The organism is Agrococcus sp. TF02-05 (assembly GCF_017565345.1).
GTDB lineage: Bacteria > Actinomycetota > Actinomycetes > Actinomycetales > Microbacteriaceae > Agrococcus > Agrococcus pavilionensis.
The window spans coordinates 120,142-134,282 of sequence record NZ_JAGEKO010000008.1 but is presented as its reverse complement, the minus strand read 5'-3'; the positions used below and the strand labels follow the sequence as shown (position 1 = coordinate 134,282).

The following is a 14,141-nucleotide window of genomic DNA, read 5'->3' as shown; positions in this document are numbered from 1 at the left end:
CACTCATGAACGACCAAGGATCGGTTCTGCATCGGCCAGGGATGGATCCGTAGACCTGGAGGCATGCACCCCGCACCGCCTTCCACCCCCGCCCTGCGGCGTCCCCGCTCTACGCGCTTCCGCCTCGCGATCGCCGCAGGGGTCGTCACGTGCATGACCGCCGTCGGCGGCGTCGCCTGGGCGCTCGACCGCTTCGTCATCGAGCACGTCGAGGTCGTGAGCGCATCGTCCGCCGAGGAGGCGGTCGCGGCCGCTGAGAGCGCGGGGAGCGCTGCGTTCACGGTCACCGTCGAGACCGTGGGCACCGGTTCGGATGCCGCGACCGTCACCACCGCGATCATCGAGCTCGACGACGTCACGCAGCTGCGGAGCGCCTTCGCTGACGACGCCTACGGCGAGAACATCACCGAGCTGCCGAGCGTGATCGCCGAGCAGGTGGGCGCGAGCCTCGCGATCAACGGCGACTACTACGGCTTCCGCGACACCGGCATCGTGATCCGCAACGGCGTGCTCTACCGCGACGAGGGCGTGCGCGAGGCGCTCGTGCTCTACCGGGACGGCACCGCCGCGGTCGTCGACGAGACCACCACCACGGGAGCGCAGCTGCTCGCGGACGGCGCCTGGCAGACGCTCTCGTTCGGACCCGTGCTCGTGGAGGACGGCGCCGTCGTCGACGGCATCGACGCGGTCGAGGTCGACACGAACTTCGGCAACCACTCGATCCAGGGCGACCAGCCGCGCACCGCCGTCGCCGTGCTCGCGGACGGCAGCATCGCCTTCGTCGTGGTCGACGGACGCAGCGACGTCAGCGCGGGCATGACGCTCACCGAGCTGGCAGCGCACCTGCAGGCGCTCGGCGCCGTCACCGCCTACAACCTCGACGGCGGCGGCTCATCCACCATGGTCGTCGACGGCGAGGTCGTCACCGCCCCGTCGAACGGCGGCGAGCGCGCCACGAGCGACATCCTCTACGTGAGCTGACCGTGGCCGTCATCCTCATCTGCGCGCTCGATCCCGACGAGCGGCTCGTGCGGCTCGTCGAGGCGCTCGCCCCTCGGACGATCGTCGTCGTCGACGACGGCAGCGGTGCGGCAGCCGCTGCGATCTTCGACGCCGTGCGAGCACGGGGCGCCACGGTGCTCGTGCACGCCACGAATCGCGGCAAGGGCGCGGCGCTGCGCACCGGCATCGCGCACGTGCGCGCCGCGCACCCCGGTCGGCACATCGTCACGGCCGATTGCGACGGCCAGCACCGCCCGCAGGACGTCGCCGCCGTCGAGTCGGCGCTCGACGGGAGCAGCCTCGTGCTGGGGGAGCGACGCTTCACCGGCGCCGTGCCGGCGCGGAGCCGTGCCGGCAACGCGGTCGCGCGGCGGATGTTCGCCCTCGCCTCGGGCGTGCCGGTGATGGATGCGCAGACGGGCCTGCGAGGGCTTCCCTGCGGTGCCCTGCACTGGATCGGCGCTGTGCCCGGCGATCGCTTCGAGCACGAGCAGCGGGTGCTGCTCGCCGCCGCACGCCGCGGGGTGGCCATCCGCGGCGTGCCGATCGCGACCGTCTACCTCGACCGCAATGCGTCGTCGCACTTCCGGCCGCTGCGCGACTCGGTGCGGGTCGCCGCTCCGCTGCTCGCGCCGATCGCGCGCTTCGCCGCCATCGGTCTCGGCTGCTTCGCGCTCGACGCGCTGCTCGTCGTGGCCTTGACCGCGATCCTAGGCGCCGCCGGACCGGCCGCTGCGCTCGCACGCATCGTGAGCGGCACGGTGCACTTCTCGGCCGGACGTCGCTGGATGTTCGCCGCCGACGGCTCGGTGCGCTGCCAGGCGCGCCGCTACGCGCTGCTCGCTGCGGGCACCATCGCGGTCGGCGCGCTCGCCCTGCAGCTCGCGGTCTCGGCCGGAGCATCCCTGCTGCTCGCGAAGCTCGGCATCGACGCCGCGCTCGCCGTGCTCACCTACCTCGCCCTGCGCTTCGGGGTCTTCGTCCGCGCGCGCCGAGCGCCGCCGAGCCGAGCAGCGGCCGACGCCCCGACCACCCCGATCCACTCGACCGAACCGACCCTTCCCCGCTTGGAGCACTCGTGAACGACCTCATCCTCATCGGCATCGACGCCATCGCGATCGCCCTGCTGGCCTTCGGCATCTACTTCCGCCGACACCGACGGCGCGACCTGCTCGTCGCCTTCGTGGGCGTCAACATCGGCGTGCTCGCCGTCAGCCTCGTGCTCGCGAGCGCCACCGCCTCGATCGGCGTCGGGCTCGGCCTCTTCGGCGTGCTGTCGATCATCCGGCTTCGGTCGACCGAGATATCGCAGCGCGAAGTCGCCTACTACTTCGCCTCGCTCGCGATCGGGCTCGTCGCGGGGCTCGGCGGCGCGAACCTGCCCGTCGCGTGCGGGCTCATCGCCCTGGTTGTCGCCGCGATGGCGGTCATCGATCATCCAGGCCTGCTCGCCGCGCACCGTCAGCAGATGGTGCGCATCGACCGCGCGATCGTCGCCGAGACGGAGCTCGTCGCGCACCTCGAGGAGATCCTCGGCGGCCGAGTGCACCGCGCGACCGTCGTCGAGCTCGACCTGATCGACGACTCGACCCTCGTCGACGTGCGCTGGAGCCCCACGTCCGCGGCACGCCTGGCGGTCGCAGCGTGAGCGGCGTCGACCGCGCCATAGCGCGACTCGACCCAGTGTCGCTCGACGAGCTCACCGCATCCGCGGCACTGCTGACCCGGGTCGACCGCAAGTACGCGCTCGACGCCGACGACGCCGCCCGGATGCTCGACCTGCTGCCTGCTGGCACGCTCGCACTCGAGATCGAGGGGGAGCGCTCGCTCGCCTACGCCTCGTGCTACTTCGACTCGGACGATCTGCTCGCGTACCGCCTGGCTGCGCACGGCCGGCGCCGCCGCTTCAAGCTGCGCACCCGCACGTACGTCGACTCGAACCGAGCGTTCCTCGAGCTCAAGACCCGCGGCGGCCGAGGCGCCACCGTCAAGGAGCGCATCGAGTATGCGCCGGAGAATCGCGACGTGCTGACCGACGACGGCCGCGAGTACGCGGAGGAGGGGCTCGCTGCGGTCGGGCTCCCCGCACCGCCGCTCGCCCCCGTGATCCGGACCACCTATCGGCGCACGACGCTGCTGCTGCCCGACCGGCTCACTCGCGCGACCGTCGACACCGCGCTCGCCTGGCAGCTCGACGACGGCACGACGCTGCGCACGCCCGGTCTCGTGATCGTGGAGACGAAGGCCGCGGGTGGCCCAGGACCGGTCGACCGGCTGCTCTGGCGCGCGGGGCATCGGCCCGACCGCGTCAGCAAGTTCGCCACCGGCCTCGCCGCGCTGCGCCCCGACCTGCCCTCCAACCGCTGGCACGGCGTCCTGCGCCGCTGCTTCACCGACGCCGAGCGGTCCGCCGCGTAGGCCATCGATCACCAGAAGAGAGAGAACCATGCACACCAGACTCCAGCGGCGCCTCGCGCCGGCGCTCGCGATCGTCGCGAGCGGCATCCTGCTCGCTGGCTGCACCGCCGCCGAGGCGGGGCTCACCACGACGGCATCCGGTCAGTCGGCCACCACCTCCGCGACCACCGCCTCGGTCGTCAGCGCCACGCTCGACGAGCTCTCGGCGGCCAACGAGGACGGCACCGTCGTGCGCGAGGACGAGTGGAGCATCGACGACGCGATCGACGTCGTCCTCACCGGCTCGGGCGCGCAGGCCGCGACCGGGGTCACGAGCGCCGACGGCGTCGTGACGATCACTGAGGGCGGGGTCTACCGGCTCTCGGGCGAGCTCGCCGGCCGGGTCGTCGTCGCGGCGCCCGAGGAGGCGCAGGTCGTGCTCGTGCTCGAGGGCGCGAGCATCACGACGGCCGACGGCCCGGCGATCGAGGTGCAGACGGCCGATGACGTCGCGATCCACCTCGCGGCGGGCAGCGGGAACGCGATCGCCGACTCGACCGCCTATGCCGAGGACGTCGACGCGAACGCGGCGATCTTCTCGGAGGCAGATCTGACCCTCTCGGGCGCCGGGTCGCTCGTCGTGGATGCGTCGGGCGACGGCATCACGAGCGAGGACGACCTCGCGGTGGTCGGCGGCTCGATCGAGGTGACCGCTGGCGACGAAGCGCTGCGCGGCAAGGACTCGATCCAGATCGAGGAGGGCGCGCTGCGGCTCGAGGCCGGCGGTGATGCGCTGCAGAGCGACAACGCCCACGAGGCAGGGCGGGGCTGGATCCGCATCGAGGGCGGCACGATCACCGCCGCGGCCGGCGACGACGGCCTCAACGCCGTGAGCGACATCCTCATCGCGGGCGGCACGGTCACAGTCGACGTGACGGGCGACGGTCTGCACGCCGACGTCGCGCTCGCGATCGCGGGCGGCTCGGTGACCGTCGAGGGCTCGGACGAGGGTCTCGAGTCTGCGCTCGTGCAGATCGACGGGGGTGCGATCGACGTCACCGCCGCCGACGACGCGATCAACGGGTCTGCAGGCTCATCCAGCACCGACGCAGCCGGAGGCGGCATGGGCGGCATGGCGGATTCGGGCGAGCTCGTGGCCATCACGGGTGGTGAGGTGACGCTCCGCTCCGGCGGCGACGGCCTCGACTCCAACGGCTCGATCGATATCTCGGGCGGCACGGTGGTCGTCTGGGGTCCGACGAGCGACGGCAACGGCGCGCTCGACGCGAACGGAGGCCTCACGGTCTCGGGCGGCACGCTCCTCGCCGTCGGCTCGGCAGGCATGGCAAAGTCGCCAGACGCCGGGTCCGCTCAGGACTGGCTGCAGGCGCAGGCGAGCGGCGAAGCGGGATCCACGATCGAGATCCAGGACGCCGACGGCTCCTCGATCGCGAGCTTCGTGGCCGAGAGCGCCTTCTCGAACGTCGTGTTCTCGAGTGGCGACCTGTCGGGCGACCGCGCGACAGTCGTGGTCGATCAGACCCCGACCGAGGTCGCGCTCGGCACCGCGACCGGTGGAGGGATGGGCGGTGGCGCGGGTGGCGGGCGCGGCGGCGCCGGCGGCCCCGGCATGCCGCCGAGCCGGCCCTAGCGGAGTCAGCGACCACGATCGCCGCGCAGAGCCCGACGGAGGCCGCCCGCGTCACACGGGCGGCCTCCGTCAGGTCGCGGATGCGATCGCTCGCGCGTCGGGACGGGCACTGCTCAGCGCGGTGCCAGGATCGCGAGCACCATGGACTTCGACTACAGCGAGCTGACGCCCGACCCGGAGGTCGCTCGAGCCGCATACGAGCGGATGGCCGAGGGTCTCGCGGCGGACGCGGTGAACCGGCTGCGAGCGCGGCTGCTCGAGCGGTGGCCGTCGGCGACTGAGCTGCGGTGGACGAGCGCCCCGGATGACGAAGGCGTGGTGCGCCACGCACTCCTCCTCGACGCACGGGGACGGCTGCTCGCGAGCGGTGACGACTTCACGGTGCCCGCGGTGTTCCGGGGCGCGGTGTCCCGGCGCAGCCTCGAGCCGCACTCGCAGCGGCTGCACGCCGACGGCGAGCGACCCTCGTGGTCGCTCGACCTGACGTTCGAGCGGGAGCGCCACCCGAGGGGCTGAGCCTGGCACCGGCGCTCAGGACTCGGGCGTCTGCCCCTCCTCGGTGGCGTTGAACCAGGCGAGCCACCCCTCGGTCGTCTCGTGCACCTCGTACGGTCCGCACCAGAGCACCGTCTCGGGCAGCTCGCTCGCGTCCGCGAACCCGCCGTAGCGCCCGTCGAACGGGAGCGTCGAGCGCGTGCCCTCCGCGCATCCGCTCGGCTCACCACCGGTGAACGCGATGACCGCGCTGCTCTCGTCCGTGGTCGCCGTGGTGCGGATGCTCGACGCATCTTCCGGGAGCCACTCCGGCATCGTCACGCCGACCCAGCCCTCGGACGCCGCGGCGCGCGTGTCGAACGACTCGCTGTGGACGCGCTCGAGCGTGTCGGTGAAGCTCGTGCAGCCGGTCAGGGCGGCCGTGGCGAGCGAGGCCGCGGCGAGCGCGGCGATGGCGGGGAGGCGTCTCTTCATTCCTCCATCACAGCCGACGCGAGCGTGGCGCCACATCGCACCGGCGACGGATCGCGCGTCGTCCCTGCGGATGATGTCAGGGGGCGTCGTCGTGCACGCCGCACGAGCAGCCGACCGCGCCGAGCTCGCGGCTCCGCTCGGTGTAGGCGTGCAGCACCGCCTGCTCGAAGAGCACCTGGTGCGGCGAGAGGAACTGCTGCACCGCGGCGGGCAGCCGGCCGGCGAAGCGGTGCAGGGGGCTGCCGACGGTGAGCTCGGCCACGTGCACGGCGACGTACACGAGCGAGAGCAGGGAGAAGAGCGTGAGCCCGCGGCCGTCGGGCATGAAGGCGCTCGCCACCGGGATGAGCACGACGACCGCGAGGAGGCCGTGCAGGAGCGGCGAGCGGCGGAGCCGCGCCCGCGCGGCGTCGCGCCCGTAGTCGCGCGCCGCGAGCACCGCCGTCGCTCGAGCGATCTCGTGCGCCTCCTCGTGCGAGGTGCGCTCCTCGGCGGCGATCCTGCCGATGCGCGCAGCCCGGCGCGCATAGCGCTCGATCGCGTCGATCGCCGATCCGTCGCCCTGCGTGCCCTGGTGGTCCACTGCCGCACCTCCTCCACCATTCTCTCGTGCTCCTCGCTGTGCTCGCAGCCGGGTCGCTCGGTGGCACGAGGGCGACTGCCGCGTGCCAGAATCGCGACGAGAGCGACCGCATCCGGCACGGTCGCGGCCTCGACCGGGCCGGACAGGGAGACGACATGATCGGTCAGCGGGACGACCCGGGGCTGCCGCGCTACGCGGGCATCGCCACCTTCGCGCTGCTGCCGCAGCTGCACGAGGTCGAGCACGCGGATGTCGCCGTCGTCGGCATCCCGTTCGACTCCGGCACGAGCTTCCGCCCGGGCGCGCGCTTCGGGCCAGCGCACGTGCGCGAGCACTCGCGCCAGCTGCATCCGTACCACCAGGTGCACGAGTGGTTCCCGTTCCGCGACCGGCAGGTGGTCGACGGCGGCGACCTCCGGGTGGGCCCCTACGACATCGAGGCCGCGGTCGAGGCGATCCATGAGCAGGCGCGGGCGCTCGTGCAGGGCGGCACGACGGTCGTGGCGATCGGCGGCGATCACACGATCGCGCTGCCGCTGCTGCGGGCGGCCGCCGAGCGCCACGGGCCGCTCGCGGTGCTCCACTTCGACGCGCACCTCGACACGTGGGACACGCTGCACGGCGCGAGCATCTGGCACGGCTCGCCGTTCCGCCGCGCCGCGGAGGAGGGGCTGCTCGACCTCGAGCACTGCCAGCACGTCGGCATCCGCGGCGGCATCTACGACCCGATCGAGCTCGACGACGACGTGCGAGCCGGGTTCGCGATCATCCGGAGCGACGACTTCGCCCGTCACTCGCCCGAGCAGCTCGCCGAGCGCATCGGGGACCGCCTCGGCACCGGGCCGGTGTATGTGTCGATCGACATCGACGTGCTGGATCCGGCGCACGCGCCCGGCACCGGCACGCCGGAGGTCGCCGGCATCAGCACCCGCGAGCTCTTCGGCGTGCTGCGCGAGCTGCGCGGGCTCGACATCGTCGGCGGCGACGTCGTCGAGGTGCTGCCCGCCCACGACCACGCGGGCATCACCGGGCTCGCCGCCGCGCACACCGTGTGGGAGCTGCTCGCGCTCATCCCGCCGCCGTCGCGCTGAGCGGGCAGCCCCCCCGGACGCAGCGCGGCCGCGGGCCGACATCGCTGTCAGCACCGCGGCCGCGGGGGTCGGGGCGAGGCTACTTGGAGCTGCCGCCGCCCATGATGATGAAGTCGTCCTCTCCGCCCATGATGATGAAGTCATCCTCGCCCAGCGGCGAGAGGAGGAGGTGGGTGGGAAGCTGCTTGAAGCCCATTGGCGTTCCTTTGCGAGTGGTGGTGGGTGGTTCCCTCGCCGGTCCGTCGAGGCCCCTGCGCGGGTCTACTGCTGAATGTAAGGCATCGCACCCACTTCCGCGATGGCTTTCTCAGCCCTCGAGCGTGGCGCTCTCGAGCTGGATCTCGATGCCCGCGAGGGCCTGCGAGACCGGGCAGCCGGCCTTGGCCTCCTCGGCATGCTTCGCGAACTGCTCCTGGTCGATACCGGGCACCTTCCCGCTCACCGTCAGCACGCTCGTCGTGATGCCCTTGCCGGGCTCGAACGAGACCTTCGCGCTCGTGCTGAGCGACTCGGGCGCGTGGCCGGCCTCCTCGAGCGCGTGCGAGAGGGCCATCGCGTAGCAGGAGGCGTGCGCAGCGGCGATGAACTCCTCGGGCGTCGAGGCGCCGCCCTCCTCGGCGCGCGCCTTCCACGTGAGGTCGAAGCTCGAGCCGGTGCCGAGCGTGGTCGTGCCGGAGCCGCTGCTGAGCGGCCCGTTCCAGCTGGTGCTCGCGTTCGAGGTGATGGCCATGGAGTCCTCCTTGAGTTCGCGTCGCGCCCTCCGTCGACGGGCGAGTGGCCCCAGGCTACGCGCGCAGGCTGGAGGTCGGGTGGTCGGATGCGCGGAGGCACTCGGGCGGGCGCGTGCGAGGATGGGCGCATGACTGAGAAGCCCGAGATCGACGCCCCTGAGGGCCCCGCGCCCGCTGACCTCGAGATCACCGACATCACCGTCGGCGACGGCGAGGAGGCGGTGAACGGCAAGCAGGTGAGCGTGCACTACGTCGGCGTGACGCACTCGACCGGCGAGGAGTTCGACGCCTCCTACAACCGCGGCGCCCCGCTCGAGTTCCCGCTCGGGGTGGGCATGGTCATCAAGGGCTGGGAGCAGGGGATCCTCGGCATGCGCGTCGGCGGCCGCCGCAAGCTCGTCATCCCGCCCCACCTCGCCTACGGCGAGCGCGGCGCGGGCGGCGTGATCGGCCCGAACGAGGCGCTCATCTTCGTGTGCGACCTGGTCGCCGTCCGCTGACCCACCGCTTCGGCTGTCGAGGGTTCGCGTCCGCTCGGACGCGGACCCTCGACTCGTCTCAGACGGCCTTGCCCGGATTCAGGATGCCGAGCGGATCGAACGCCGCGCGCACCGCGCGCTGCAGCTCGAGCTGCCGCTCGCCGAGCTCGTCGACGAGCCAGCGGCGCTTCAGGATCCCGACCCCGTGCTCGCCCGTGAGCGTGCCGCCCATCGCGATCGCCGCCTCGAAGACCTCGTTCGCGCACGCCCAGATCTCGTCGCTCGGCTCGGTGCCGTCGAAGACGAAGGTCGGGTGCAGGTTGCCGTCGCCGGCGTGCGCCGTCGTCGCGAGCCGCACGCCGTGCCGAGCGGACGCCTCGTCGCACGCGCGGAACATGTCCGCGAGCCGCGACCTCGGCACCGAGACGTCCTCGACGAGCACCGTGCCGAAGGACTCGAGCGCGAAGTGCACCTGCCTGCGCACCTGCACCAGCACATCCGACCTCGCTGCGTCGTCGGTGCGCTCGACCCGCCCGCCGTGCGCGGCGAGGATGCCGGCGACCGCCTCCGACGTCGCGGCGGCGCCGAGGTCGTCGGTCTGCACGAGCACGAACGCGCCCTCCATCGGCTGGCCGGTGTAGGCGGCGAGCATCGAGACGGCATCGCGACCGACGAGCTCCATGATGGCGGGGCGGATGCGCGCGGCCGTCACCGCGGTGCACGCGGCGGCGGCGATGGCCTCGTCGTCGAAGAACGCGCCGACCGTCCAGATGCCGCCCTCGACGAGCGGACGCAGCTTGAGCGTCGCGCCGACGACGATGCCGAGCGTCCCCTCCGAGCCGATCATGAGCGCCGTGAGGTCGAGCCCGGTGACGCCCTTGACGGTGCGGTGGCCGGTCGAGATGAGGCTGCCGTCGGCGAGCACGACGTCGAGCGCGAGCACCCACTCGCGCGTCACGCCGTACTTCGCGCACAGCAGCCCGCCGGCGTTCGTGGCGATGTTGCCGCCCACGGTCGAGATCGCGCGGCTCGCCGGGTCGGGCGGCCACCACAGGCCGTCAGCCGCGAGCAGCTCGTTGAGCTCGGCGTTCCGGATGCCCGGCTCGACCACGCAGGACTGGTCGACGAGCGAGACGTCGAGCAGGCGCCGCATGCGGTCGACCGAGACGACGAGCTCGCCCTCGCCGGCGATCGCGCCGCCCGCGAGGCCCGTGCCCGCGGCGCGAGGCACGACCGGCACGCGGTGCTCGCTCGCCCAGCGGAGCGCTGCCTGCACGTGCTCCACCGCCTCTGCCTCGACGATCGCGATCGGCGCCGCGAGGGCGCGATGGCCCGACTTGTCGGCGCGCGCGACGTCGAGCGCGATCGGGTCGGTGACGAGCACGTGGGCCGGCAGCGCCGCGCGCAGCGCGTCGAGGCTCACGCGAGCACCAGCCCGTCGACGAGCGTCCACGCGCCGGGCGTGCCGCGGAACCGGACGGAGTGCGCGTTGTCGGGCGTGCGGGTCTCGAGCCCGGTGACGTGGTCGGCGAAGGCGCGGATGAACGTGCCGTGCGAGACGATCACGAGCGCTCCGACGGGATTGCGTGCCGCGACGTCGTCGATCGCCGCGACCGCGCGCCGCTGCAGGTCGTCGAAGTCCTCCTCGCCCGGCCAGTCCGTGCCGAAGCGCTCGATCGCCTCGTCCTTCGTGAGCCCCTCGGCCTCGCCGTAGGCGCGCTCGATGAGGCTCGCGAAGCGGCCGCCGACCTCGAGGTCGAGCTCCGCGGCGATGATGTCGGCCGTCACCGCCGCGCGCTCGAGCGTCGACGAGACCACGGCATCCCAACGGCCGTCGCCGGGCGTCTCGGCGGCGAGCAGCCGCGCGGCGGTGTGCGCCTGGGCGATGCCCGTCTCGTTGAGCGGGATGTCGCTCGTGCCCTGCAGTCGGCCGGCGAGGTTCCAGTCCGTCTGGCCGTGCCGGACGAGCGCGATCTCCATGCTTCGAGCCTAGGCGGCGCGCGAGCGCGGCCCGCGCATCCGTCCCTATCCACAACCTCACATTCCCGGCCGCTCGCGCGTTGGCAAGGTGTGAGAGGAATGCGGCCATGACCCACACCACCATCGACAGCCCGATCGGCGAGCTGACGCTCGTCGCTCGCGACGGCGCGCTCTCGGGCGTCTACATGCCCGAGCACCGGCCCGCGCCCGACCCGGCCGGCTTCGGCGACCGCGACGACGCGGTGTTCGCGGATGCCGTGCGCCAGCTCGCCGAGTACTGGGCGGGCGACCGCGAGTCGTTCGAGCTGCCGCTCGACCCGGCCGGCAGCGCGTTCCAGCTGCGCGTCTGGGATGCGCTGCGCGAGATCCCCTACGGCGAGACGCGCACCTACGGCTGGATCGCCGCCCGGATCGGCCAGCCGACCGCCGTGCGCGCCGTCGGGCTCGCGAACAGCCGCAACCCGCTCTCGATCGTCGTGCCGTGCCACCGCGTGGTCGGCTCGACCGGCGCGCTCACCGGCTACGCCGGCGGCGTCGAGCGCAAGCGCTTCCTGCTCGATCACGAGCGGCGCGCGCGGCTAGATTCGGTCGCGTGAGCCGTGCCCCGTTCGAGAGGATCGTCGAGCGGCACGGCGCTCGCGTCTGGCGGGTGTGCCGGGCGCTGCTCGACGAGGCCGACGCCGACGACGCCTGGAGCGAGACGTTCCTCGCCGCGCTCGAGGCCTACCCGACGCTCGCGCACGACGCCCGCATCGAGGGCTGGCTCGTGACGATCGCGCACCGGAAGGCGATCGACGTGCTGCGTCGGCGCTCGCGGCTCGTCGTCGGCGAGTTGCCCGAGCGCATCGCCCCCGATCGCGCCCGCGACCTCGACCTCGCCCGCGCACTCGCGCAGCTGCCGCAGCGCCAGCGCGAGGCGGTCGTGCTGCACCACCTCGGCGGGCTGCCGTTCGCCGAGGTCGCGGCGCAGCTGCAGTCCTCGACGGATGCGGTGCGTCGCGCGTCGTCCGACGGCGTGCGGCGGCTGCGGGTGCTCATGGGGGAGGAGCGATGACCGAGCCGCTCTCGTCGGGCGTGCCGTTCCCCGCCGCGCCGCTCGAGCCCTCCGCCGATCGGGTCGCCGAGCTGCGCGCGAGGCTCGCGGATCGCGCCGCCGAGCGCGGGCTGCTCGACGTCGCCTACCGCTCGCTCGACACCGAGCTCGGCGCGCTGCTGCTCGCGAGCACGCCGGCGGGCCTCGTCTCGGTGACCTTCGACGGCGCAGCGCCCGACGCCACCCTCGAGCGGCTCGCGACCTCGCTCAGCCCGCGCATCCTCGAGGCGCCCGACCGGCTCGACGCAGCGGCGCGCGCGATCGACGACCTCATCGCGGGTCGTGCTCGCGCCTTCGTCGGGCCCCTCGACCTCTCGCTCGCGCGCGGCTTCGGTCGCGACGTGATCGAGCGGCTGCGCGAGATCCCCTACGGCGAGACGCGCAGCTATGCGCAGGTCGCGGCGGCCGCGGGCTCGCCGCGAGCCGTGCGGGCGGTCGGCACGGCGTGCCGCCGCAACCCGCTCCCGGTGGCGATCCCGTGCCACCGGGTGGTGCGCAGCGACGGTGCGCTCGGGCAGTACGTCGGCGGCGTCGAGGCGAAGCAGCGGCTGCTCCGCATCGAAGGCGCAGGCGTCGCGCACTAGCCTGGGCGAATGCCAGCCACCGAGCTCCTCGCCGTCGTCGAGCGCGACGGATTCGTCGAGTCGGAGCACCGCGGTGTCGCTGTGCTCATCGACCCTGAGGGGCGCGTCATCGAGGCCCACGGGCCGGTCGAGCGCCCGTTCCTCGCGCGCAGCGCGCTCAAGCCGCTCTTCGCGGCGACGCTGCTCGAGCGGGGCCTCGTCGCGCTCGAGCCGGCGCACGCCGCGCTCGCGAGCGCGAGCCACTGGGCCGACGAGGAGCACGTCGCGACCGCCCAGGCGATGGCGGCCGCCCTCGCGGTCGACGAGGAATCGCTGCGCTGCCCGCCGATGCAGGCGCCCGACGGCACGCAGCGGCGGTTCGCGCACATGTGCGTCGGCAAGCACATCGCGTTCGCGGCCGCGGCGCGCGCGCTCGGCGTGCCCGACGGGTACTGGGAGGAGTCGCATCCGCTGACCTCGGTGCTCCGCGAGGGGATCGACGGCGCCACGGGCGAGCGCGTGCCGGGCATCGCGCGCGACGGCTGCGGGGCGCTCGTCTTCGCGACCACCCCGGTCGGGCTCGCGCGAGCCTTCCGGCGCCTCGCGCCCGACGGCGCGGGCGGGCACCGCTTCGTCGGCGACGCCATGCGGGCGCATCCCACGCTCATCGACGGCGCGGGCCGGCCCGACGCGGTCGTGATCGAGGGCACCGGATGCGCGACGAAGTTCGGCGCGGAGGGCACGCAGGCGATGGTCGCCCCCGACGGCACGACCGCGGTCGTGAAGAGCGCCGACGGCGCGCGGCGAGCTGGCGCACCGGTCGCCCTCGCGATGCTCGAGCGGGCCGGCGCGCTGCCCGCCGGCACGCTCGAGCGCCTCGCGGAGCCGCTCGGCCTCGTGCAGCGCAGCGCCGACGAGCCCGTGGGGCTGCTGCGCCCCGTGGTCTAGCGCGCCGGCGGCGGTCGGTGGCGGGCTCCTGCGCCGGGCGCCCCGAGGATGAGCGCGACCGCCTCGATCGCGAGCGCCGCGAGCGGGCCGTGCGGGTAGTAGCCGGTGACGAGCACACCCACGATGAGCACGGGCAGCGAGCAGCCGAGCAGGATCCGCGTCCAGGTCGGCCAGCGGCACCCCGCCGTGATCGCGGCGAGCACCCCCGCGAGCCCGACGGCCACGAGCAGCGGTCCTTCGCTGCCCCACAGCGCGTGGGTGGGCGCGTCGGCCGGGGTGCTCAGGTAGCTGATCGGCGTGACGACCGCCCCGGCGAGCACGAGCCAGCACAGCAGACTGCCTCCCCAGCCAGCCCGTCGCAGATCGGGCAGCAGGGCGAGCCCGATGGCGAGGAACGACAGCCCGCCGAGTGCGCCGTACACGATGTACGGGTCGTCGACGCTCGCCCGCAGGCCGCGCCACGGCTCGCTCACGCTCAGCGCCTCGACCCACGTCGCGCCCCAATCGCCGGCGACGAGCGGAGTGCTGAAGAGCGACCACGCGCCGCCGAGGCCCGCGAGCCACAGCCGCGCCGACCGCGTCGCCCGAAGCGTGGGCTCCGCGCGTCCCGGGGCGCGCTCGCGAATGGTCACGAGGCCGTGCCTACCAGGGCCC

General features: G+C 73.6%; 18 protein-coding genes. 12 read left to right on the top strand and 6 right to left on the bottom strand.

Going from position 1 to position 14,141, the window contains the following annotated elements; all coding sequences use genetic code 11:
* The first annotated feature begins 63 nt into the window (after positions 1-63).
* The 6 genes from JQT67_RS09635 to JQT67_RS09610 all read left to right on the top strand — a co-directional run bounded on the left by JQT67_RS09635 (position 64) and on the right by JQT67_RS09610 (position 5,566).
* On the top strand, positions 64-981 hold the full coding sequence (locus JQT67_RS09635) for a phosphodiester glycosidase family protein (RefSeq protein WP_208064473.1): 918 nt from the start codon (positions 64-66) through the stop codon (positions 979-981).
* A 2-nt stretch (positions 982-983) separates the two neighbouring features.
* Positions 984-2,084 carry a glycosyltransferase gene (locus tag JQT67_RS09630; RefSeq protein ID WP_307864291.1) on the top strand — a complete coding sequence of 367 codons (1,101 nt, stop codon included), beginning with the start codon at positions 984-986 and terminating at the stop codon, positions 2,082-2,084.
* Entirely contained in the window at positions 2,081-2,650 is a 570-nt protein-coding gene (locus JQT67_RS09625) for a DUF4956 domain-containing protein (protein WP_208064472.1), read from the top strand. Before JQT67_RS09630 ends, JQT67_RS09625 begins: the two co-directional genes overlap by 4 nt.
* Positions 2,651-2,685: 35 nt before the next feature.
* Complete coding sequence (locus JQT67_RS09620; protein ID WP_307864290.1) at positions 2,686-3,420, top strand: polyphosphate polymerase domain-containing protein; 735 nt, start codon at positions 2,686-2,688, stop codon at positions 3,418-3,420.
* A 28-nt stretch (positions 3,421-3,448) separates the two neighbouring features.
* Complete coding sequence (locus tag JQT67_RS09615; protein WP_208064470.1) at positions 3,449-5,050, top strand: carbohydrate-binding domain-containing protein; 1,602 nt, start codon at positions 3,449-3,451, stop codon at positions 5,048-5,050.
* 141 nt (positions 5,051-5,191) lie between these two features.
* On the top strand, positions 5,192-5,566 hold the full coding sequence (locus tag JQT67_RS09610) for a hypothetical protein (protein ID WP_208064469.1): 375 nt from the start codon (positions 5,192-5,194) through the stop codon (positions 5,564-5,566).
* Positions 5,567-5,581: 15 nt separating this feature from the next.
* On the opposite strand, the gene JQT67_RS09605 is transcribed toward JQT67_RS09610, so the two are convergent.
* Together JQT67_RS09605 and JQT67_RS09600 are read right to left on the bottom strand one after the other, a co-directional pair.
* Positions 5,582-6,019, bottom strand: coding sequence for a hypothetical protein (locus tag JQT67_RS09605; protein ID WP_208064468.1), 438 nt, complete (start codon positions 6,017-6,019; stop codon positions 5,582-5,584).
* A 76-nt stretch (positions 6,020-6,095) separates the two neighbouring features.
* A complete protein-coding gene (locus JQT67_RS09600) occupies positions 6,096-6,602 on the bottom strand; it encodes a hypothetical protein (RefSeq protein ID WP_208064467.1) in 507 nt (168 codons plus the stop codon).
* 155 nt (positions 6,603-6,757) lie between these two features.
* Here JQT67_RS09600 and speB point away from each other — a divergent pair, with 155 nt between their 5' ends.
* A complete protein-coding gene (gene speB / locus JQT67_RS09595) occupies positions 6,758-7,693 on the top strand; it encodes an agmatinase (RefSeq protein WP_208064466.1) in 936 nt (311 codons plus the stop codon).
* A 307-nt stretch (positions 7,694-8,000) separates the two neighbouring features.
* Here the strand turns inward: speB and JQT67_RS09590 are convergent, their stop codons facing one another.
* Entirely contained in the window at positions 8,001-8,423 is a 423-nt protein-coding gene (locus JQT67_RS09590) for an OsmC family peroxiredoxin (protein ID WP_021010445.1), read from the bottom strand.
* Positions 8,424-8,552: 129 nt separating this feature from the next.
* Between JQT67_RS09590 and JQT67_RS09585 the strand changes: the two genes are divergently transcribed.
* On the top strand, positions 8,553-8,924 hold the full coding sequence (locus tag JQT67_RS09585) for an FKBP-type peptidyl-prolyl cis-trans isomerase (protein ID WP_026372692.1): 372 nt from the start codon (positions 8,553-8,555) through the stop codon (positions 8,922-8,924).
* A 58-nt stretch (positions 8,925-8,982) separates the two neighbouring features.
* Here JQT67_RS09585 and JQT67_RS09580 read toward each other — a convergent pair whose 3' ends face one another.
* Positions 8,983-10,326 (bottom strand): FAD-binding oxidoreductase, encoded by a 1,344-nt coding sequence (locus JQT67_RS09580; RefSeq protein WP_208064465.1) that lies wholly within the window; start codon positions 10,324-10,326, stop codon positions 8,983-8,985.
* Positions 10,323-10,883, bottom strand: a complete 561-nt coding sequence (locus tag JQT67_RS09575; RefSeq protein WP_208064464.1) for a histidine phosphatase family protein — start codon at positions 10,881-10,883, stop codon at positions 10,323-10,325. Before JQT67_RS09575 ends, JQT67_RS09580 begins: the two co-directional genes overlap by 4 nt.
* A 107-nt stretch (positions 10,884-10,990) precedes the next feature.
* Between JQT67_RS09575 and JQT67_RS09570 the strand changes: the two genes are divergently transcribed.
* The 4 genes from JQT67_RS09570 to JQT67_RS09555 are packed head-to-tail and all read left to right on the top strand — an operon-like array spanning position 10,991 to position 13,487.
* On the top strand, positions 10,991-11,479 hold the full coding sequence (locus tag JQT67_RS09570; RefSeq protein ID WP_208064463.1) for a methylated-DNA--[protein]-cysteine S-methyltransferase: 489 nt from the start codon (positions 10,991-10,993) through the stop codon (positions 11,477-11,479).
* Positions 11,476-11,937, top strand: a complete 462-nt coding sequence (locus JQT67_RS09565; protein WP_208064462.1) for an RNA polymerase sigma factor — start codon at positions 11,476-11,478, stop codon at positions 11,935-11,937. Before JQT67_RS09570 ends, JQT67_RS09565 begins: the two co-directional genes overlap by 4 nt.
* Positions 11,934-12,560, top strand: a complete 627-nt coding sequence (locus JQT67_RS09560) for a methylated-DNA--[protein]-cysteine S-methyltransferase (protein ID WP_208064461.1) — start codon at positions 11,934-11,936, stop codon at positions 12,558-12,560. The genes JQT67_RS09565 and JQT67_RS09560 overlap by 4 nt, the downstream gene beginning before the upstream one ends.
* Before the next feature lie 9 nt (positions 12,561-12,569).
* Positions 12,570-13,487: an asparaginase gene (locus JQT67_RS09555; protein WP_208064460.1), complete on the top strand. Its 918-nt coding sequence runs from the start codon at positions 12,570-12,572 to the stop codon at positions 13,485-13,487.
* Here the strand turns inward: JQT67_RS09555 and JQT67_RS09550 are convergent.
* Positions 13,484-14,119, bottom strand: coding sequence for a hypothetical protein (locus JQT67_RS09550; RefSeq protein WP_208064459.1), 636 nt, complete (start codon positions 14,117-14,119; stop codon positions 13,484-13,486). The two genes, JQT67_RS09555 and JQT67_RS09550, sit on opposite strands and share 4 nt — an antisense overlap.
* Between the last annotated feature and the right edge of the window lie 22 nt (positions 14,120-14,141).